Source organism: Betaproteobacteria bacterium (assembly GCA_016720925.1).
In the GTDB taxonomy this organism is placed as follows: domain Bacteria; phylum Pseudomonadota; class Gammaproteobacteria; order Burkholderiales; family Usitatibacteraceae; genus UKL13-2.
The window spans coordinates 37121-58450 of the sequence record JADKJR010000024.1 but is presented as its reverse complement, the minus strand read 5'-3'; the positions used below and the strand labels follow the sequence as shown (position 1 = coordinate 58450).

20 protein-coding genes are annotated in these 21330 nt (G+C 58.6%); 10 read left to right on the top strand and 10 right to left on the bottom strand.

The window, feature by feature from the left end; all coding sequences use genetic code 11:
• The first annotated feature begins 139 nt into the window (after positions 1–139).
• Together IPP88_21350 and IPP88_21345 are read left to right on the top strand one after the other, a co-directional pair.
• Complete coding sequence (locus IPP88_21350; GenBank protein MBL0125139.1) at positions 140–580, top strand: hypothetical protein; 441 nt, start codon at positions 140–142, stop codon at positions 578–580.
• A 116-nt stretch (positions 581–696) separates the two neighbouring features.
• On the top strand, positions 697–1587 hold the full coding sequence (locus IPP88_21345; protein ID MBL0125138.1) for a dienelactone hydrolase family protein: 891 nt from the start codon (positions 697–699) through the stop codon (positions 1585–1587).
• Between the two features lie 102 nt (positions 1588–1689).
• Here the strand turns inward: IPP88_21345 and IPP88_21340 are convergent, their stop codons facing one another.
• Positions 1690–1902, bottom strand: a complete 213-nt coding sequence (locus tag IPP88_21340) for a hypothetical protein (GenBank protein MBL0125137.1) — start codon at positions 1900–1902, stop codon at positions 1690–1692.
• Between the two features lie 2 nt (positions 1903–1904).
• Positions 1905–3014: an N-methyl-L-tryptophan oxidase gene (gene solA, locus IPP88_21335; protein MBL0125136.1), complete on the bottom strand. Its 1110-nt coding sequence runs from the start codon at positions 3012–3014 to the stop codon at positions 1905–1907.
• A 232-nt stretch (positions 3015–3246) separates the two neighbouring features.
• On the opposite strand from solA, the gene IPP88_21330 reads away from it, so the two are divergent.
• Positions 3247–4350 (top strand): saccharopine dehydrogenase NADP-binding domain-containing protein, encoded by a 1104-nt coding sequence (locus IPP88_21330; protein MBL0125135.1) that lies wholly within the window; start codon positions 3247–3249, stop codon positions 4348–4350.
• A 42-nt stretch (positions 4351–4392) separates the two neighbouring features.
• Here the strand turns inward: IPP88_21330 and IPP88_21325 are convergent, their stop codons facing one another.
• Entirely contained in the window at positions 4393–5331 is a 939-nt protein-coding gene (locus IPP88_21325; GenBank protein MBL0125134.1) for a glyoxylate/hydroxypyruvate reductase A, read from the bottom strand.
• Between the two features lie 237 nt (positions 5332–5568).
• Between IPP88_21325 and IPP88_21320 the strand changes: the two genes are divergently transcribed.
• A complete protein-coding gene (locus tag IPP88_21320) occupies positions 5569–6240 on the top strand; it encodes a YceH family protein (GenBank protein ID MBL0125133.1) in 672 nt (223 codons plus the stop codon).
• Positions 6241–6312: 72 nt separating this feature from the next.
• Here the strand turns inward: IPP88_21320 and IPP88_21315 are convergent, their stop codons facing one another.
• Positions 6313–7767: a diguanylate cyclase gene (locus IPP88_21315; protein ID MBL0125132.1), complete on the bottom strand. Its 1455-nt coding sequence runs from the start codon at positions 7765–7767 to the stop codon at positions 6313–6315.
• Between the two features lie 181 nt (positions 7768–7948).
• Positions 7949–9469, bottom strand: a complete 1521-nt coding sequence (locus IPP88_21310; GenBank protein MBL0125131.1) for a PAS domain S-box protein — start codon at positions 9467–9469, stop codon at positions 7949–7951.
• A 510-nt stretch (positions 9470–9979) separates the two neighbouring features.
• On the opposite strand from IPP88_21310, the gene IPP88_21305 reads away from it, so the two are divergent.
• From IPP88_21305 to IPP88_21290, 4 genes are all read left to right on the top strand, one after another.
• Positions 9980–11512, top strand: coding sequence for a response regulator (locus IPP88_21305; protein MBL0125130.1), 1533 nt, complete (start codon positions 9980–9982; stop codon positions 11510–11512).
• 24 nt (positions 11513–11536) lie between these two features.
• Entirely contained in the window at positions 11537–12202 is a 666-nt protein-coding gene (locus tag IPP88_21300; protein MBL0125129.1) for a response regulator transcription factor, read from the top strand.
• A gap of 236 nt (positions 12203–12438) precedes the next feature.
• A complete protein-coding gene (locus IPP88_21295) occupies positions 12439–13599 on the top strand; it encodes an HDOD domain-containing protein (protein ID MBL0125128.1) in 1161 nt (386 codons plus the stop codon).
• A gap of 68 nt (positions 13600–13667) precedes the next feature.
• Complete coding sequence (locus IPP88_21290; protein ID MBL0125127.1) at positions 13668–14981, top strand: tetratricopeptide repeat protein; 1314 nt, start codon at positions 13668–13670, stop codon at positions 14979–14981.
• A gap of 40 nt (positions 14982–15021) precedes the next feature.
• On the opposite strand, the gene IPP88_21285 is transcribed toward IPP88_21290, so the two are convergent.
• The 5 genes from IPP88_21285 to IPP88_21265 form a co-directional block, all read right to left on the bottom strand.
• Positions 15022–15381 carry a flagellar protein FliT gene (locus tag IPP88_21285; GenBank protein ID MBL0125126.1) on the bottom strand — a complete coding sequence of 120 codons (360 nt, stop codon included), beginning with the start codon at positions 15379–15381 and terminating at the stop codon, positions 15022–15024.
• A gap of 52 nt (positions 15382–15433) precedes the next feature.
• Positions 15434–16903 (bottom strand): flagellar filament capping protein FliD, encoded by a 1470-nt coding sequence (gene fliD, locus IPP88_21280; protein MBL0125125.1) that lies wholly within the window; start codon positions 16901–16903, stop codon positions 15434–15436.
• A gap of 91 nt (positions 16904–16994) precedes the next feature.
• Entirely contained in the window at positions 16995–17372 is a 378-nt protein-coding gene (locus tag IPP88_21275) for a flagellar protein FlaG (protein ID MBL0125124.1), read from the bottom strand.
• Between the two features lie 69 nt (positions 17373–17441).
• Entirely contained in the window at positions 17442–18893 is a 1452-nt protein-coding gene (locus IPP88_21270) for a flagellin (protein MBL0125123.1), read from the bottom strand.
• Positions 18894–19015: 122 nt separating this feature from the next.
• Complete coding sequence (locus IPP88_21265) at positions 19016–19213, bottom strand: hypothetical protein (protein ID MBL0125122.1); 198 nt, start codon at positions 19211–19213, stop codon at positions 19016–19018.
• Between the two features lie 219 nt (positions 19214–19432).
• Between IPP88_21265 and IPP88_21260 the strand changes: the two genes are divergently transcribed.
• The gene (locus tag IPP88_21260; GenBank protein ID MBL0125121.1) at positions 19433–20599 is read left to right on the top strand and encodes an HDOD domain-containing protein; all 1167 of its coding nucleotides are present in this window, start codon (positions 19433–19435) and stop codon (positions 20597–20599) included.
• A 200-nt stretch (positions 20600–20799) separates the two neighbouring features.
• On the top strand, positions 20800–21267 hold the full coding sequence (locus IPP88_21255; GenBank protein ID MBL0125120.1) for a hypothetical protein: 468 nt from the start codon (positions 20800–20802) through the stop codon (positions 21265–21267).
• The last annotated feature ends 63 nt before the right edge of the window (positions 21268–21330 follow it).

Below are 21330 nucleotides of genomic sequence, written 5' to 3'. Positions count from 1 at the left end.
CCTGTTTCCTTTCCCCGCGCAACGCCGCAACGCGAACTTTTTACCTTGGTTAGCGGACCTGTTTGAACCGCGCGAAAACCAACATCCGCGATCGCAACGATGTTTGATATCATTTTCGTCCCTGCTCAGTGGAGGCCCCATGAAAAAGAACATCTTTGCATCGATGCTGTTGGCGGCGTCCGTTTTTCCCGCGCTTGCCGCGCCGCTTGAGCAATTCGGAGTCAAGCCCGGTTCGATTCATCGAATGTCGCTGGGCGGCGGTGAAATCACCGCGCGCGTGATGGAAATCGGCGCGGACGGATGGATTCTGTTTTCAGTCGTCTCCGATGATGTGCGCTGGAGACAGGGCACACGGCTCTGGATCAACCTTGACCGCATCGGAAATATTTCCATGCCGACTGCCATGCCTGGCGCTACGCTTGCGCCATCGGGCGCCACCATGACCGATAGCGAAATCGCGCGTCTGCCATGTTTTTCACAAGTTGATGCAAAGGATGCGCAAGCAACGGCAAGGGGACAGGCGTTTGATCGAAACCAGTTTCTGACCGAATGCATCTCAAGCCAGCGCAAGAAACCATAGACAATCCATGACGCCGACCCGACCGCAAAGTCATCAATACTTGCCGGTTTGCCCCCTTCGCGCTATGTTGCCCCGACATCGCCGACCGATTCATCACCCACAATTCGGAGGATTCCATGCAACGCATGACTGCAAATGATTTCGCCCCTGAAGTGCTGAAGCTGTTTGACCAATATGTGCACGGCCTGATAGACAGGCGGGGTTTCCTGAATGGCGCAACGCGTTACGCAGTGGGTGGCGTGACGGCGACGATGTTGCTGGATATGCTGAACCCGAAATTCGCCGAGGCGCAGCAGATCAAGACCGATGATGTGCGCATCAAGGCCCGCTACGTCGAATACGCCTCTCCCGACGGCTACGGCAAGATGCGCGGCTACCTGGTGATGCCGGCCAAGGCGCCCGGTAAGCTGCCGGGTGTGCTGGTGGTGCACGAGAATCGCGGCCTGAATCCGCACACTGAAGATGTGGCGCGGCGGATGGCGCTGGAGAATTTCATCGCCTTCGCGCCCGATGCGCTGTTTCCGCTCGGCGGCTATCCGGGCGACGAAGACAAGGCGCGCGAATTGTTCGCCAAACTAGAGCAGACAAAGACGCGCAACGATTTCGTCGCCGCCGCGGCCTACCTGAAAGCACTGCCCGAATGCGCCGGCAAAGTTGGTGCGGTCGGCTTCTGCTGGGGCGGCAGCTTGGCCAACATCCTCGCGACGCGCATCGCCGACCTGGGCTGCGCGGTACCCTTTTATGGCGGCCAGCCTTCGACCGAGGATGCGGCAAAAATCAAGGCGCCGCTGCTGATTCATTACGCAGAGAATGATGAGCGCATCAACGCCGGCTGGCCCGCCTACGAATCGGTGCTCAAGGCCGCCGGAGTGAAGTACGAAATGTTCAAGTATCCAGGGACGCAGCATGGCTTCCTGAACGATACGACGCCGCGCTTCGACGCGGCCGCCGCGAAACTTGCGTGGAAACGCACGGTTGAGTTTTTCGACAGGAATCTGCGGGGTTAGCGTTCGACAGACACAGAGCAGACTTCGCGAGACTTGCCGCGCGTGACGTCCCCGGAAGTTCTTGCCGGCTCCGGGCTGCGGTCAGGAAATCATTCCCAACAATCACTCCCCTGGAAACTGGTCTCGCATTTTGAACAGCATTCTCGCGTCTTCATGGGCGCGATCTAGCGTCCGCAGCGCGGGATGGTCGTCGTGTTCACAGAAATAGTCGGCCGCTTGCGCGCGCATGACCAAGCGTATCGCATCTTCATCATCGAGGTCGTACTTCTCGGTGATGAGAGTGGTGACTTCGTCCAGATAGGCTTCGTAGGTCATCGTCATGCTGAAAATGCTTTCAGGATTGCTGGCGTCGAATTGGTCATTGCCATTTCCGCGACCGCTTCGCCGATGGCGGCAGAGTGTTTAAAGCCGTGTCCCGAACAGGCCGATACGACAATGACACCGGGGCAATCCGGCAAACGGTCAATCAGGAAATTGGCATCCGGCGAATTGGTGTAAAGACAGGTGGCGGCTTTGACGGCGCCGGGCTTCATGCCGCGTAATCGCCCCGAGACGTGGACACTAAACATCGATTCGCTCTCGGAAGGATCGACCTCGCGTACAACGGTCTGCGGCGTGGTGTGCACGATAATCTGCTCCGTCGCCACTTTCACGCCGCCACCCACATCGGGAAAACCGTAGAAGACATCGGTGTCGGCGCTACCCCAATGCCAGATAAAGATGGGAAACCTCTCCGGGGCGTAGTCGCGGAGATTCACTGAATCAAACCAGTGCAACACCTGACGCCGCACCACCAAATTTCGCGACGGTTTGCCCGCCATCAACTGCGGCATCCACGGCCCCACGCAGACAATGGTAATGCCCGGCGAGTACGTTGCCTGGTCGGTTTCGACGATGGCACGGCCACCTTCAGTCCTGATCGTGCGCACCTGTTCGCCAAACCGGATGCGCGCGCCGGCGGCACGTGCCAGTTCAAGTTGCGCGGTGACACAGGCCTCGGGCAACAGGTATCCGGCGCCTGGCTCGAAGTAGCCCGACTCGTCTCCCGTGAGCAGGAGTTGCGGGTAACGCGACTGCATCGCACCTGCATCCAGCAATTCATGGGCAATGCCGAATTGCGCTGCCAGTTTGATCGTGTTGCCCAGAAAATCCATCTGTCCGTGCATGCGGCTTTGCCCGCCCGCGCGCGCAAGTACCAATCCGCCGCACTGCCGAAACAGGTGCCGTCCGGTCTCGCGCTCGATCTCGCGCCATAGCACATGAGAACGCATCACCAACGGCACAAAGGACGCGCCCTCGCCAACCGCCTCGCGCGTGATGCGGGTTTCTCCGTGCGTGGAACCGTGCGCGTGCGGCGGTGAATACTGATCGATGCCCACTACGTCGATACCGAGTCGAGCCAGCCGGAATAGCGTGGCGCTACCCATCGCACCGAGCCCGATGACGAGCACATCAGGATGAAAGGAAGCGTTACTCACCGGTCAGCAATTGGGTAGCGATGGGGTAGCGATGGGCTAGCGATAGGGCAGCGATTATGCACCGCAAAAGCTTACCCCATTTCCCTCGCTTGCCGAGATCGCGATGCGTCGCGGCATATAATTCACCCCTCTGCGCGAGTCGCCTGAAAACCGGCCGGCAACAACACTTCCAGGAAAAAAGATGGCTGCAAAACTGAAAAATGTCGCGGTGCTCGGGCTTGGCAAGGTGGGGAGCCTGGTCGGTACTCTCTTAACGCGTTCGGGATTTCTGGTCACCGGCATCGACGCCAATCCGCCTGCCGGCCTGCCGTTCGATGCGCGAACCCAGGACATGTCAAATCCGGCCGCGCTTAAAACCGTCCTGGCCGGGCAGGACGCCGTGATTTCCTGCCTGCCGTTTCACTTGAACGTCGAGATTGCGCGCATCGCACATGCGTCGGCCATGCACTATTTCGATCTGACCGAGGATGTGCCCACCACCAAAGCCATTCTGGAAATGGCCCGTACCGCAAAAAGTGTGATGGCCCCGCAATGCGGGCTGGCGCCGGGGTTCATCGGTATTCTCGGTGCGGATCTTGCGAGTCATTTCGATGTGCTGCGTTCGATCGAGTTGCGCGTCGGCGCCCTTCCCCAACATCCGCGCGGCAAGCTCGGCTATGCGCTCAATTGGTCTCCCGAGGGCGTGATCAATGAATACATAAACGATTGCGAAGTCATCCGCAATGGCCACCCGCAAATGGTGCCAGCGCTTGAGGGCCTGGAAATCATTCTGGTCCACGGGCTGGTGCTGGAGGCATTCACCACATCGGGCGGGCTGGGCACCATGTGCGAAACGTATTTTGGCAAAGTGCAGGAGCTCAACTATAAAACCATGCGCTATCCCGGCCACTGCGAATTGATGAAATTCCTTTTGAACGAGCTTTATCTACGCAATGATCGCGAAGTGGCCAGCAAACTGCTGAAAAATGCATTGCCTGCGGTCGACGAAGATGTCGTATTTGTGCACGCCGCGGTCGAAGGACAGAAAGACGGTCGGCTGTCACGCGACGAGTACGTTCGCGCTTATCCCGCCATGCAGCTTGAAGGCCGCAGCTGGCGGGCGATCTCGTGGACGACCGCGGCGAGCATATGCGCGGTCGTTGAGATGGTGGCCGCAGGTTCGCTACCGGAACACGGCTTCATCAAGCAGGAAGAAATTCCCTTCGACAAATTCCTCGCCACGCAAAATGGCTCACTTTACCGGACCGCGGACAGCGTCGCGGGAGGCCCAATCTTCAGCGCGTAGTGCAATGGGGACACCGAAGGGGACACCGCGCCTCGAGGCCTTTCAATATCCTCGATCCATCGAGACGACGCCCTCAATGGGTTTCCCTTGTTCCAGGGCATGAATTTTTTCGGCGATTTGCCGGATGCTTTCCTCACGTAGCGTGATAGCCGAAATATGCGGTGTGAGATCGATTCTCGGATGCATCCAGAATGGGTGAGTGACGGGCAGCGGCTCTTCGCCAAACACATCAAGCGTCGCCCCGGCCAGTTTTCCGCCATCCAGCAGGGCGAGAAGATCTGTTTCCACGAGGTGCGCGCCACGCGCGACATTAATCAGATAGCCCGGCGATTTCAGTCTCCCAAGCGTGCGGGCATTGAGAATGCCTCTGGTCGCTAACGTCAACGGCAACACGCAGACCAGCACCCGCACGCCGGAAAGGAATTCATCAAGGCTTTCCTGCCCGTAAAATGTGGTCACGCCAGGCAACGTCTTTGACGTGCGCGACCACCCGAAAGTCGGATATTCAAACGATGCAACGGATCGCGCAACGCGCTCACCCATGGCGCCCAGTCCCATTACACCTACCGGCCATTCAGCGCGATCGATTTCGGGCCGTGTTTTCCATTCTTGTTGGCTCTGCTGCGCAGCATAAACGGCAAACTCTCGTGCATGACGAAACAGCGCGTGACACACATACTCCGCCATTTGCACCGCCATCCCCGCGTCGTTCAGCCTGACGATGGCAGTGCCGTTGAGAAGGCGCGAAACCTCCGGTCGCATTGTGATGCGATCCGCGCCCGCACCCAGGACAAATACCGCTTTCAATTTGGTTTGGGTTTCGAACAACTCCAGTGGCGGCGCCCACACGACGGCATAGTCGGCCTGGCGATTGGCGCATTCAGGCGTCCACGCCCACAGTTCGGCTGCCGGCATGCGATCGGCGAGGCAATCCTGCCATGGCTGCGGATTTTTTCCAGGTGAATAGAAAACGATTTTCATTGGCGTTTGTGTGGCCTGTGTGGAGGAGCGCGAACTGGGGGGCAAAAACTTGGGGGCGTGAACTTGGGAGCATGAAAACTTGGGAGCATGAACTTTAGCACTCCGCCAACAAGACGATGAGTGGAAGTATTGGCGCTCGGGGAATTACTTCGTACATGCCGCAAGTTTCAATGCGCGGTGACATAATGAGCATGAAAACGCAGTGCCTGCATTTGCTCAAATTAACCGGCTCGCCAGATGATCGAATTCAATCTCTCCCAGTTTGAAGCCCGCGTGTTGGGCGTACTCGCGGAAAAACAATTCCTCACGCCGGACATCTATCCGCTGTCACTCAATGCGATCGTCAACGCATGCAATCAGTTGAGCAATCGCGACCCGGTCATGAGCCTGGGAGAGGAGACCATCGAAGCATGCCTGAAGCGGCTTCAGGATAATCATGTCGCGCAAACCTACTATCCGGCGGGCAGCCGGGTGGCGAAGTATCAGCACATGATGCGCGAAGTGTTTTCTCTCGATGATTCGAAACTCGCCATACTCACCTTGCTAATGCTGCGTGGTCCGCAAACCTGCGGCGAACTACGTGGGCGCACGGCGCGCATGTATCCGTTTGCCTCGGTTGAAAGCGTCGAGCGCTCGTTGCTCGACCTCGCCGCCAACGAGCCGCCATTGGTGATGCAACTGCCGCGTGCGCCAGGCACCAAGGAATCGCGCTGGGCACATCTGCTATCGGGAGAAGTCGCGGTGGAGCGGCAGGAGATCGCCGCACGCATGAATATTGGAGGCGCGTCGACGGTTGAAGGCACTGCGGGTGATCGTGTCACACATCTTGAAGCAGACGTCGCGTCACTGCGGGAGGAAGTCACTTGGCTGACGGAAGAATTGGCGAAATTCAAGAAGCAATTTGAATAGCCGCGATTACACTTTTACGTTACAACACCACACAACACACCACACCACACAACGCCACGAAAAATTGCGCTGTTATCGGCTACATCCGTCAACCGACCTCCTGGATGGTCCCTGGCCTGAAAGTGGCATCACATGCTCATGGGTGCCGTCCTGAAAGCCAATATTGACCGCCGCCGCCGCGCGGCTCAGCAACGCCGCGGCATCTTCATTGCCGCCGGCGAAATACACCGCGCCAATGCTTGTCGATAGTGCAATTTCGCTCTTCCCCGAAACAAAGGAACGCCGCAGGCTTCGACGAATGCCGGCGGCCAGTCCAGGGACAACGGTTGCATCTGTCACCTCCTCGATGAGGATGGCAAATTCATCGCCGCCCAGATGCATGACCAGATCTTTTGTCGCCGTACCGATGATCAGTCGGCGTGCAACATCCGCCATGGCCAGGTCAGCCACCTGCTGCCCGTGCGTATGCCGGATATCCGTCAGTCCGCCGATTTCGAGCATGACCAGCGCGAGCGAGCCGCCATGGCGGCGCACGCGCTGCATTGCGCCTTTCAGGCTTGAATCAACACTTTGCCGGTTGGACGGATCTGGCCAGTCATGACCGATGCTGTCTCGCCTGCGCAATGTTGCTTCACCCCATTTACGGGTGAAGATGTCATTGGCGAGCAGTATGATCCTCGACGAAACCGGGCTGGAAGACATGGTGGCGCGCACTTCGACCGGATAGGTACTGCCGTCCTTGCGGCTTTGCACGGCCTCAAAGATCACCGGCGAACGATCTCCCAATAGCGCGTTTTTGCCCAGCGCCTCGAGTTTGTCCATTGGGTATTCAGGACCAATGCAATCAAGCGTCAGTCGCTGCAGTTCATCCAGCCGATAACCCAGATTCGTCAACGCGCCTTCGTTCGCATATTCGATGCGCCGTGAATCCGGACAAAGGACAATGATTTCCTCGAAAACATCATCCAGCTTCAACCCTGATTGCACGAACTCAGCCGCGGACTTGCGGTTTTTCAACAGCGTGCCGGCAATGCCTGCGAAATCCCGCAGGGATTCGATTTGCCGGGAATCGAACCGGCGGGGCACGCGATCCATGACAGACAAAGTGCCGAGAGCCAATCCACCCGAAATCACCAACGGCATACCGGCATAGAACCGGATGCCGGCATCGCCGGTGACCAGCGGATTGTTCGCAAATCGCCGATCAGCGTGGGCGTCGTCAACCACGAACAGTTCGCGACCGAGAATGGCATGGGTGCAAAAAGCCGTACTGCGCGGCGTTTCCTGCAATGCAAGGCCAAGACGCGTGATCGACCACTGCCGGTCGCGGTCCACAAGGGAAATCATGGCGTATGGTGTTTCGCAAACGCGTGCGGCCAGCCTGACCAATGCCTCGAACGCCTCATCGGTAACGGTGTCGAACACGTCCAGTTCTGCCAGCGCCTGGATGCGCGAAAGCTCATTCAATGGGACAGGGTAAGTCTCCTTGCCCGCGGCGGGATCACGGATATCCTGTTTCATGATCATGCATCGGCTTCAGTTTGCGTCGACTTGACGTGCCAGCGGAAACCAACGGCTCCTCACCATGTTGATGAGAGTCATTGTCGCGGCGCGGGAAAGTGATCGCCATCGGGAAAAACCCGCAACACACCCGCGAAATCCCTGAGCCGCGGAATACGAGTGCCAACAAACGGCGGAACTGGCTTCCTCACTCCCGCCGCAACGAAAAGCAGAACTTTGCCCCCTGGTCGACCGCGCCTTCCGCGCTCACGTGCCCGCCATGCCGGTGAACAATGCGTTGCACGGTCGCCAGCCCGATGCCCGTGCCGGGAAACTCTTTCACGCTGTGCAGCCGCTGAAAAATACCGAACATCTTGCCCGCATACGCGGGGTCGAAGCCCGCGCCGTTATCTCGCACGAAAAACATTGACGTATCACCGGGTTGCACGATTTCGCCGACCTCGATACGACTGACATCCCGTTTGCCGGAAAACTTCAGGGCATTGCCGATCAGGTTGACCAACACCACGCGCAACAGGTGGGCATCGCCGATGGCGGTCATATTTTCCTGGATGACGATTTCTGCGGGATGGTCGGGTTGTTGCTGTCGCAATTCTTTAAAGACCAGTCGTGCAAGCTCGCTAAGATCGACTTTTCCCATCGACACACCGCCCCGCGTCACCCGCGCAAGGCTCAGCAAATCATCGATCAGTTCATTCATATTCGCGGCCCCCGTCCGGATGCGCTCGAGATAGCGGCGATTCTGCTCATCCAGCCGGTCGGCCGATTCGAGTTCAAGGCGCTCGCTGAAACCGGCGATGGTGCGCAATGGGGCACGCAAATCATGCGATACCGAGGAGGAAAATGCTTCAAGTTCCTGGTTGGCGTAGCGCAACGCATCCTCACGGCGGCGGCTTTCGGTCACGTCGCCACAAATGCCTACCCAGCAAATGGGGTCGGCTCCCGGCCCAACCACTTTTCGCGCAGTAACCTGGTAATCGTGATATCCGCCATCGCGGTGCAAAATGCGATACGCCGTCTCGAAACTGTCTTTTGCCGCGACCGCATCACGCCACTCCTGCGTCACGCGATCAAGGTCCTCCGGGTGCAGCTTTTCCGCCCAGCCGTGGTCCTTCCAGTCATTGGCGGCAGTGCCTATTTTTTCGGACCATGTCCGATTGACGAAGGTAAACAGGCCATCCAGATTTGCCAGCCAGACGATTTCGGGAACGTTGTCGAACAGACTTTGCTGCAAGGCCAGCGATCCTGAAAGCTCCCTGGTGCGCATCTCGACCTTGCGCTCGAGCACCAGGTTCATGCGTCGGATTTCTTCCTGCGCGTAGATCTTCTCGGTCACATCGATCGGGCAGACAATACGCACGCGGCGGCCATGCATCAGCACATCCTGACTGTTTATTTCGACCATTATCGCCGAGCCATTCTTGCGCAGATGGCGCCAGGGGCCTGACCGCTGGTTTGCCGGGCCATCTCGCAAAATGGTTTGTTCGAGTTGCGCGTGATCCTCAGGCGGGCGGATATCGCGGATGCTCATGGCCAGGAATTCCTGCCGGGAGTAGCCGTAGGATGCGCAGGCAACATCGTTGACCTCCAGAAACCGCAAGGTATCCAGATCGTGAACCCATAGCGGCATGGGGTTACTCTCGAATAGTTGGCGGAAGTGTTCCTCGCCGGCAACCAGCGGCGCATTTGTCTGCTTGCCCTCAGTCATGTTTCGCTCCGCAATGTCGTGATTGATGCCGGTGATTTTGTCTGGGCATTTTCCGCCACGTTGCCCACAGCTGCCCGGTGCGCGCCCCGTATCGCCGGGCCGCCGGAGGAAATGAAGTACCGGCGACCCGGATGCGTGGCATTCAAACTTGTTGCCGGCTTGACGCGGATAGCAGACAGTTTCACGGCGGTCCGATCCATTTTATGTCGAGCGTGCCCGGCAACACATGGGGGAATCCCCTATTTCCGGCCCTTGCCGGTCCACCCGGCGGCGGCTTGGGTGAACGAGACTTCAATTCCGGCGCCGGCCTGCGGCGCCGATTTCGCAACGCATACCGGCGACAATTCAAGATCCGGGTACCTGTATCTGGACACTGGCACCGGTACCTTTCCCCGCCGACTCGTACCGCAATATAATACCCAACATCATGAATCGGCATTGTCCACCGCAAATCCTCCAGGATCCCCGAAGCAATCCGATTGGCCGTACCGTCGCGGCGCGCTTGATCCCATGAGTCGCCGCTATCGCCTGCTGATGGTCGAGGATTCCGCCGACGATGCCGAACTGCTGCAATATTCGTTGCGCGATGCGCCGTTCGATTTCACTGCGATACGCGTTGAAACGGAACCTGATTACGACAGCGCGCTCGCCGAATGGCTGCCGGACGTGGTCCTTTGCGACTATCACTTGCCGCGCTTCAGTGCTAACCGGGCGCTGCAAATTCTCAATGAACGGCACCTTGATATCCCGTTTATTGTGGTGTCGCACCACATCGACGAAGATGAGGCGGTCATGGCGATGCAGAATGGCGCCAGTGACTACCTGTCAAAAAGCCGGTTGGGGCGCTTGCCGAAGGCGATCGAAGCCGCCATCGAACGCCGCATTTCACGAACCGAAAGGGTTCGTGCCGAAAACGCGCTACGCACCAGCGAAGCAATGAAGCGCGGAATCCTCAATTCATTGAACACGCGAATTGCCGTGCTTGACGGGCATGGCGTCATTGTCGCGACCAACAAGACGTGGGAATCCTTTGGTGTTGGCGGCGATCAGTCGCGCCACGCATCCGCGACGGTGGGAACCAATTACTTTGATCTGTTGCGCGAAGCCGCGGACCGCGGAGATGGACTTGCGGAACAAAGTGAGGAAGCCCTGCGCGGCGTGATTGATCGCGAGGCGAGTTTTACCTCGATGGAATACGCACTGGACATGGATGGCGGCACGCGTCATTTTGTCGCCCGCGCATTCCCCCTGGAAGACAGCACGGACGGCGCCGTCATATCGCATGAAGATGTTACGGACCGGATGCTTGCGCATCTTGCCTTGAGCGCAGCCAACACCCGTCTGCAAGCCGTGTCGATGCGGGTTCTCAGTATTCAGGAGGAAGAACGGCGGCGCATCTCGCGTGAACTTCACGACGATATCGGGCAATCGCTGACCGCGCTCAAGATCGGGTTGCATCGCCTCGCGCAGCGCGCCAATGGCGAGCACACAAGCTTGATCGCCGAATGTCTGAACACCGCGGATACGACGCTCAACAGCCTGCGCCAGCTTTCGCGCGAACTGCGTCCACCGCAACTCGATCAGCTTGGACTCGCGGACGCGCTCGAATGGCTGGTCGATCACCAGCGCAGCGCCACCGGCATAGATATCCAGTGCCAGGTCGCCGGACTTGCGGAGCGACTGCCAGCCGACCTCGAAAGCGTCTGTTACCGCATCGCACAGGAAGCCCTCAACAATGCCACCCGCCACGCAAAAGCCACGCAGATTCGATTCCGGCTCGAAATGCGCGACCAACTTCTCAAGTTGGTCATCAGCGACAACGGTGTGGGTTTCGACATGGCGACGGAACGCCGGCGGGCAATCCGGGCGGGAAGTTTGGGCCTGATCAGCATGGAAGAACGCGCACAACTCGCCGGCGGCCGCTTCAAGGTTCGCACGGTCCCTGGCGAAGGCACGACAATACAGGTGACGTTCTTGCTCGAAAGCGTTGATAATGCCATCGCTGGAGGCAACGGCGAATACCATCCGACCGGGGAGCCATGAGGATGAGGGAGCCATGAGGGCGCCATGAGTTTGATTCGAGTTGTGCTTGCCGATGATCATGCGTTGGTATTGGCGGGGATTCGCGCGCTCGTCGAGGAACTCGGCGACACCGAAATCGTCGCCGAGGCCAGCAATGGCCGTGACGCGGTCGCGCTCGCGAAACAGCATGTGCCCGATCTGGTGATCATGGATATCTCCATGAAAGAGCTGAATGGGATCGAGGCCACCGCGCAGATCATGGTGGAGGTTCCGTCGACGCGGGTGCTGATCCTGTCCATGCATACGACCGAGGATTTCGTGCGCCGCGCGCTCAAGGCCGGCGCGTCCGGCTACCTGGTCAAGGATTCGGCGCCGCTGGACCTGAAAATGGCGATTGCCGCGATCCTTCGCGGCGAACTTTATCTGTCACCGCGAATTTCCAGGCACGTCATCTCCGGCTTTCTGCGCGGCCAGACAAATCAGGATGAATCGTCGATCGAGGCACTGACCGCGCGCCAGCGCGAGATTCTGCAAATGATCGCCGAGGGCAAGAGCACGAAGGAAATTGCCTTCCAGCTGAATGTGAGTGTGAAAACCGTGGAGACGCACCGCGCCGCCTTGATGGAACGCCTCGATATTCACGACATTGCCGGCCTGGTGCTCTATGCGGTCCGCCAGGGATTGATCAGCGTCGACGGCGCCGATTCTTAAGCTGCATCTCCAATTTACTCGCGAAACACAAGCACTGGCGCGGCCTCCGGAGGATAAATGCCATGGAGACCGCACCAGTGCTTGTGTTTTAATTTTCATATAGCGGGAAAATGATCGCAGTCCATCCGCGAACCTTCCCCAAATCGCCGAAATGAACCGCCCTTCCCGCGCTTATCCCGCGTTTCAATTTTCGCGGTCGGCGACACAATGGCCAATATCAAACAACGCGTCCGGCCATGACACCCAATCAACCGCGTGCTGTGTTGCATGCGTATCCCCTCATCAATGCCAAGCATCAATATGGCGGCATGCGGATCGTCATCGATAACCGTTCGGTTGACGAAAACGATGTACGCGAAACCCTCGCACTGGTGTCGGAGGTTAACGCCGATGCAACTTATCCACTGATCGTCGCCTTTGCCGATGACTGCCTGCCATTTTCACTGGGGACATGGCAACCTCCGGCCAATACGCTTCCGGAGTTTCGTGGCGAATGGCTGACGCTTCCCGCCGCCCGCGACATGCTTTCCGGCGGCAACTATCCGCTCTGGTGTCTGAATGCTGAAACCGAGCGGCAACTGGATCCGGCACTGCTAAAAACCCTCCGTTTCACGGTGTCGCCAAACGCGTCGGGAACCGCCCACATTCCAACCGCCGGCAAAGCCAAGGTGCGAACGGGTTTGCGCACGCATGCCGATGCCGCAATGGTGTTTGCGCAGGGCATCGACTGGGTGGCCGGCTGGCCTTTACAATTAACCGCGACACTGGGCAAGAAACACCGTTCCGACAACCGCGCAATCGTGCTTCGCTTGCTGCAACTTGCGCAAAACGATGCCGATATCAGCGAACTCGAAGACCTCCTTAAGCAGGACGCCGGACTCGCGTTCAAATTACTGCGCACGATCAACTCGGCGGCGAATGGCCTGTCGACGCAGGTCCAGTCATTTCAGCATGCGGTGATGCTTCTCGGCTACAAGCGGCTTACCCGCTGGCTGGCGGTACTGTTGCTGGCATCGAGTGAGGATCCGAACCAGCTGCCGCTGATGAACCTCAGCTTGCGCCGCGGATTTTTCATGGAACGCATCGGCATGTTGCTGTTTGACGATATCAACCGTGACGAACCTTTCATGACCGGGCTGTTTTCACTATTGGACCTGATTTTTGCACAGCCGCTGGGCGAACTGCTGGACAGGTTGTATCTTCCGGAGGCCGTCTCAGATACATTGCGCAATCACGGTGAACCATATGGCGCAATGCTCAGGTTGACGGAAGCCATCGAAGGCGACGACGCCGAGGCAATTCGCGCTTGCACCAATGTGCTGGGACTGACGGCCGCAGACGTGAACCGCGCGCTATTGCTGTCGATTCGCGACACCGACCGGGTCGAGCTGCGTTGAATTCCGTGTTTCTTTGCGAGACGCGTTCAGCATCCATTGCTGACGGCGGCGAGTCCGGAAAGCAAATTGTGAACGCGCGCGATCGAATCAAATCGGCCATCGCGCAGCATGCGGCAGGCTTGCTTGCGGAGGCGGAAAGCGCTTACCGCGGAATTCTTGCCGACCAGCCTCGACATATCGACGCACTGCATTTTCTCGGCGTGCTGCGGCACCAGCGCGGCGACACGCCCGAAGGCCTCGCGCTGATCCTGCGTGCACTCGAAGCGGATGCGGGCAGTGCTTTCCGATACAACGACCTTGGCAATATCCTTGTGCAAAGCGGCGACGCCATCAATGCCGCGGAAGCTTTCCGCATGTCGATTGCGTTAAATGGTGACGACGCCAACGTCTGGAACAATCTCGGTTCACTTCTGCACCGTCAGCATGACTTGACCGGCGCGGAAAGCGCGTTTCGGCAGGCGCTGCAATGCGACGCCAAATTCGTACCGGCACTCAATAACCTCGCGAACCTGCTTGCGGAAACCGGGCGCGAGGAGGAATCATCGATGCTCTACTGCCAGGCTTTCATCCTTCCGCCGCTCGCGGGCAAATTGCCAAAAATGCTGGGGATCGCCTACTACCGCCTCGGACGCATCGCCGACGCTGCTGAGTGCTTTCGTGCGTGGCTTCGGGCCGAGCCGGAAAACGAGAGCGCCCGGCATCAGCTCGCCGCATGCACGGGTGAGAATGTCCCGGCCAGGGCGCCCGACCGTTTTGTGGTCGACCAATTCGACCGCATGGCGGAAACCTTCGACGAAAAACTTGTCGGCAGTCTGTCGTACCGCGGTCCTGAAATTATCGCCGGCCTGCTCGATGGATTCGTCCCGGCTGACGGGACACTGGATGTTCTCGACGGCGGCTGCGGCACCGGATTGTGCGCGCCGGTGCTGGCGCCTTATGCTTCGGCTTCGCATCTCACCGGCGTTGATCTTTCTCCAGGCATGTTGTCCAAGGCAAGAGAATGCAATTGCTATGGCAATCTGGTCGAAGCGGAATTGACCGCCTACTTGCTGGGCAGGAAAAACGCCTTCGACCTTATCGTCATGGCCGATACGCTGATATATTTCGGCGACCTGGCAACTCTATTCGCGGCTACCGGACAGGCGCTACGGACTGGCGGTACCTTTGCCTTCACCGTGGAGGCGAGCACGGAGGCAGGCACGTCGCACGGCAACTACCGTCTCAACCCGAGCGGCCGGTACAGCCACGGCCGTCTCTACCTTGCGCAGGAACTTGACGCGGCGGGTTTCGTCTTGTTGCGTTGTGATGACGTCGTGTTGCGCAGCGAGTTTTGCACGCCGGCGCAGGGACTTGGTGTGCTGGCGCGCGCGGCGCATCCCTGACACCAAATTCTCGATTGTCCATGGCAGGCGCTATGCGGGGCTAGAACCCGCCCGCACCCAGTTCCAGCGTGTCGAATTCATAGGCTTGCCGCAGCCGGGACTCCTGGCGCACGTTGGCCGCGCCGGCCACTAGCTGGCTCATCCACGGTTTGGTGACTTCCCTGATCGAGGAATCGTCGCGTAGCACTTGGCGGATGAGCACGGCCTTGCGCTCGAGCGAAGCCGCGTCCGGCTTTATGCGCGCATCGTCAATGCACTCAAGTCTCGCCGTCAACTCCCGGTAATCCTGTTCGAGCGCAATCAGCCGGTCCCAGTCGCAATGCCTTGCCGCTTCCGCCATCTGGCCGGAAGTGGCGGCGAGCGATCCATAGGCGTCGAGTATGTGTTCGTATTCAATCATGGGCCAGTGGATTCCGTGTGTGGCATGTGAGATGTGAGTGGCATGCGCGCGATCACTTGTTCTTGAGCATGTTGGTGATGCTGTCCAATTGCGTGGTGAGGAAGGTACTTGTCTTGTTCATGCTGCTGAGCAGTGTGTCGAGCTCGGAAAACTGTTTCTGGTAGCGTTGCTGAGTCAATTCGAGGCGATGCTCGATATCCGCCCGGCGCGTGCCAATATCCTTGATGGAACGGTTGAGGCCATCGGTCTTGCTCGTGACTGGACCACTGGCCCCAAGCAGGCTGGTGGCGGCGGTATTGATCGCATTGCCGATCGCGGCAGTCAGCGTGGCAACCGCCGCCGGATCGGCCGTCAATGCCAAATTGAGCTTGGCGGTATCCAGCGCGAGCGAGCCGTCCTTCTGGAAGCTGACACCGAGTTGCGAAAGCATGGTGTATGCGTCACCGGTTTCCTGCGTTCCACTCAGAATCGCGCGCACCCGCGATTGCATGCCGAGCACGCCGGTATCACCTTGAAACACCGCTGCCTTTCCGGTTGCGCCCGCTATGGTCTTGTTGGCGTCGTTGTAGGCCTTTACCATCGCGCCAAGCGCCGCGGTGAGACCACTGTTGTCGCGCTGCACGGCGACGGTGGTCGAGTCGGTCAGCGGGTTCGCGTGGATCTTCTTCAGATTGAGCGTCACGCCCTGGATCGCGTCGGCAACGGTATTCGCGGCGGAGGTAATGAGCACGCCGTCGATGGAAAACTCGGCATTGCGGGCGACCTGGGTCTGCGTGAGATTTTGCACGCCCGCACCCTGTGGATCGTAGCTGATCAATGATGCAATGGCGGCATCACCGTTGGCGGAAATGGAAAGGCTGTTGGTTACACCCGTGTCATTGGACGTAATCGTCAAGCGATAGGGTGACGTTCCACCGTCGTTGATGATGCTCGCGGTCACGCCGGCGTTGGCGGCGTTGATCGCGTCGCGAATGCCGCCGAGCGTGTTGTTGCTGCCGCCAATGACGATCGACACCGGGCTTTTCGCGGCATTGGCCACGAACGTGGCATCCGAGTAAGTGCCATTCACCGGACCGAGTGCGCTGGTGATGGTGCCAAGTGTGAACGTCAGCGTGGTATCGACGCCGCTACCGATTGCAGTCGTGGTATCGGTCCTGCCGCCGGCAACAAGCTTTTGCACCTGCGCGAGTTTCGTCACCGTGACATTGTAGTTTCCGGGACTGGCGTTGCTGCTGCCTGATGCTGTCATCACGGCGGTGTCGCTCGAGGTCGCGCTGTATTGACTGGTGCTGGCCGTGGCCAACGCGGTGGCAGCCAATTGCAGTGAAGACAAGGCGCCCTTGATGGAACCCAGACTGGTAAGCCGCGCCTGGTATCCCGCTTCCCGGGTTGCAAGGAGGGTCAATGGCTTCTGCTCGATCGCCATCAATTGGCTGATGAGCGACTTGACATCGAGTCCCGAGCCAACACCTGCCGCACTCAAGGGCCCCGTGGTGGCACTGCCGGATAAACTCACTGCCATGATAAATCCACCTCTTCAGATCAGAACCGTCTCAGCCTAACATCGGCAGCGGCGGTCCGAAGCTGCGAATAAAACCACTAATACCCCGCTATCAGGCGGTCTGCCGCAACAGCAATCCACTCATATGATCAATCGCCTGCGAAATGGCCAGCATTTCCTTGGAGGGAATCTGGCGGATGACTTCCTGGGTTTCGGTATCCACGACGCGCACGATGACTTCGTCCGATTCGTTATCCACCGAGACTTCGAGGTTTGACGACGACGCTTTCAGAAAATCATCAATCTGACGCGCGACCTGCTTGATGCCTTCATTGGTCAACGGTGGTTGTGGCTGCGCCACAGCCTGGGGCGCCGGCTGCGGTGACGCCGATCCCTGTGCACCAGTTGTACCGGCGGCTGGAGCCCCTCGCTGCAGAACCGGTCCCGCCACGGGTGGCGATACCGAACCGGACTGGATGATCATGTTCATATCAATCTCCTTCGCCTGAGGCAAAACTGCCCGGCCGGAGTTACCCGGCCGGGCACTACTTCAAACTGCTTACTTCAGCAATGACAACACGCTTTGCGGCAGCGAGTTGGCTTGCGCGAGCATCGCCGTACCCGCTTGCTGCAGGATCTGGCCACGCGTCAACGCGGCGGTTTCCGAGGCGAAGTCCGTATCCTGAATCCGCCCACGCGCGGCCGACAGATTCTCGGAAGTCGTCGACAGGCTGGCAATGGCGGAACTGAACCGGTTTTGATAGGCGCCCAGGTCACCGCGCGAGACGTTGATCTGTGCCAGTGCCGCGTCAATGGTTGCCAGTGCGAGTTGAGAATTGTCGGCACTGCTGAGGCTAAGACTGGCGACGGACGAGAAGATACTGGTTGCGCCATTGAAGACATCGGCGTTGTGGCCGGCCAGCGTGATTGCGCCTTTGCTGCTCGCGAGCGATACCGAACCGGTGCGTATGGACGAATCCGTGCTGCCTTCGGTCAGCGTCACAGTGCCGAACGTCGCGGTCTGATTGCCTGCGCCGGTGCTGGCAAACGTGTCGATCACGATATCGCGTCCATCATTGGTCGACAACGTCAGGCCGGCCTTGGACGACGTGCTGGTGAAAGTCGCCGTCACGCCGGTCGCGCCTTGCGCACCGTTGATGGCGCCCATCAGCGCCGTGAGGTCGGTTGGATCCGCGACAACTGCCGAGATCGCGCCACCATTCAGATTAAAGGAGACGGTGCCCGCCAGGGAAAGTCCGGCAAGGGTGGTGCTGTTGGTGGCGGTAGCGGTGACACCGACGCCACCTGCATTCGCGTTGATGGCCGAAGCAATGACTTTTGCGTCGGCGCCCGCTGCATAGCCAAAGGCTGCGGTTGTGCTGCCATTGACCGTGCTGATGGTCAGGCCGGCCTCAACAAGAACACCATTAACCGTGTTTGCCGCTGCCGCGGCGGTGTTGACTGACATTGCCGTGCCACCCGCAACCAGGATATTGCTGCCCAGTGCGGTTGCGCGTGAATCGGAAATCGAGCTGATGGAAATCGTTTCGTTGGCATTGGCGCCAACCTGGAAGGCCTGAGTCTGGAACGATCCGTCCAGCAATTTGAGGCCGTTGAAGGAGGTCTGGCTGGATACACGGGTGATTTCAGCGGTCAACTGTGCCGCTTCCGCGTCGAGCGAAGAACGATCGCTCGCGCTGTTTGTGGAGTTGGCCGATTGAATGGCCAGTTCACGCAGGCGCTGCAGGTTGTTGCCGATTTCGGCCATCGCGCCTTCGGCCGTTTGCGCGAGCGAAATACCGTCGTTGGCATTGCGCGCCGCCTGGTTCAGGCCACGAATCTGTGCAGTCATCCGGTCGGAAATCGCGAGTCCCGCCGCGTCGTCCTTGGCGCTATTGATCCGCAGGCCAGAAGACAGGCGCTGCAACGAAGTCGCCAGCGCGCTCTGCGAAGAGTTGAGATTGCGCTGCGCATTCAGCGAAGCAACGTTTGTGTTGATGGTTTGTGCCATGGTAAAACTCCTTGCCAAATGTCGAAGAAATCCGGCAGAAAGCCGGGCACGATGGTTTGCTTCTTTACTGAAGCGCATGAAACCGCCGTTGCCTTGGTTATCGGACACTACAGCGAAAAGGTTTAGGATTTTTTTGATTTGTGCAGCAGCATCTGGTCGCGAATGATCGCGCGCAAGCGCACGTCTCCTGTCTGCCGCACATCGTCAAACAACGATTTTTTCCACTGAGTATGCGGCGCTGCCGACGAAAAAACGGGGCCCGGATTCAGGAAATATGGCCTGGCGGTTTGGGCAACCTCCTGACTATCCAACTCAAGCATGGGGGCGGCTTCCCGGCCACATTTGCCTTGGACGCCGCGCCAGTGCTTGTGTTACGCTTTTTCCGCGGCGCTCACGGGCGCGGCAAACGACTGCGGTCCAGATCGCCGCACACCGCGAAGCATCGAAATGAACGACCCTTCCCCCGTTCATCCCACGCTTCAATTTGCGCGATGCGGGTCACAATTGCGACTGTCAATCAACGCTTGGCGTCTGCCACCATGCCCTCACTTCAACCGCGTGCCGTGCTGCACGTCTGTCCGCTCATCAATGCCAAACGCCAAACCGGCGGCGTACGAATCGTTGTCGATAACCAGTCCATTGATGACGATGAACTTCGCAATACCCTCGCGTTGATTTCGGATGCGAGCGCGGAAGCGAAGAATCCGCTGATCGTGGCGTTTGCCGATGAGCGTTTGCCACTCTCGCTGGCGACGTGGAGCCCGCCGGCAAACACGTTCCCGGAATTTCGTGGCGAATGGCTGGCGTTGCCTGCCGCGCGCGACATGCTGACCGGCGGCAATTTTTCACATTGGTGCCTCAATGGCTCGCCCGGCTTGGCGCTTGATCCCGCGTTGCTCATGACCCTCAGGTACACGGTCATTGCCGGCATGCCGGACCGGGCCACGGATCGCTCGCACATCAGCGGCAAACAAAAAATACATACCGGTATTCGCGCGCACGCCGATGCCGATGCATTGTTCGATCAGGGTGTCGACTGGGTGGCCGGCTGGCCGCTGCAGATGACCGCGACACCGGGCAGGAAGCGCCGCACCGACAATCGCGCTGTCGTGGTTCGCCTGCTGCAACTGGCACAGTCCGATGCCGACATCAGCGAACTCGAAGCCTTGCTCAAGCAGGATGTCGGACTCGCGTTCAAATTGTTGCGCTTCATCAACTCCGCCGCCAATGGCCTGACGCTGGAAGTGCAATCATTCCAGCATGCGGTAATGGTCCTTGGTTACAAGCCGCTCACCCGCTGGCTGTCGCTGCTACTGGTGTCGGCAGGCGAGAATCTGAACCAGTTGCCACTCATGCAACTGTCGTTGCGCCGTGGCTTCTTCCTGGAGCGAATCGGCAAGCGCCTGTTTGACGATGTCAACCCCGACGAACTATTCATGACCGGCTTGTTCTCCTTGCTAAATCTCATCTTCGCACAGCCGTTTGAAGAACTGCTGGACCAGCTGGCGCTTCCACAAGACGTATCGGACTCGCTGGTGAACTTCGGCGGCCCCTATGGACTACTGCTGATGCTGACGGAAGCGGTCGAAGGTGACGATGCCGCGGCGATTCGCGCCGCCATCGACATGCTGGGATTGGATGAAGCCGAGGTGAACCACGCGCTACTGATGGCGATTCGCGACAGCGAGAAGGTTGATCTGCATTGATTCATATCACGTCATCGCATTGCGCCAAAAATGGGTCTTGACTGGCGGGAACTTTCGCGGTCACGACGCGTTCAAAGAATTGAAGCATTGCGGCTAAAAAGAAGGCCCAATGACGTCTGGATTTGCTGCAGGCTCAAATTTGCATAATTTCAAGGCATGCTTCATCATTTCAACTCGTCGGAACGACATACTTGACTGACATGAACAGAACCCGAAGTGACGGAGAAAACAGACGCGCGGCACCACCAATTGGCTTGGTATTCAGCGTATTGATCGTAGTGATGCCGTGTATTGGGGCGTGCGCCGCTGGTAGCGGAGCCGTGGCAGGACCGGGTAATGCCATGGTCACCGGGAATATTTCCACGATGCCGGCATCCAATCCCTCGCTGGATGACATTGTTGTTCTGGCACAACGAATCGACAATCCCGGCGTTGTTATCGAGCGAATTCGGGAGACCGGTGCCCATTTTCGCCTTTCGGCCGCCGATGTCATATCACTGCGTGAGCGTGGACTGCCGTTGGCTGTAATTGAACATATTCTGGCAGCGGAGCGGCAGCTACCCGCCGAAGTCGCGGGGAAAATACCGCCTTCGAAACAGAATGCTGCGCCTCCAGTTGCAAGCGCCAGAACTTGGCCATTGCTGCCTGCGCTATATCAGGGACTTTGAGCAACAGCCTCAAGCGTCACGCGTCTTACGACGGAAAAAAATGGATGCGCATAGGCGCATCCA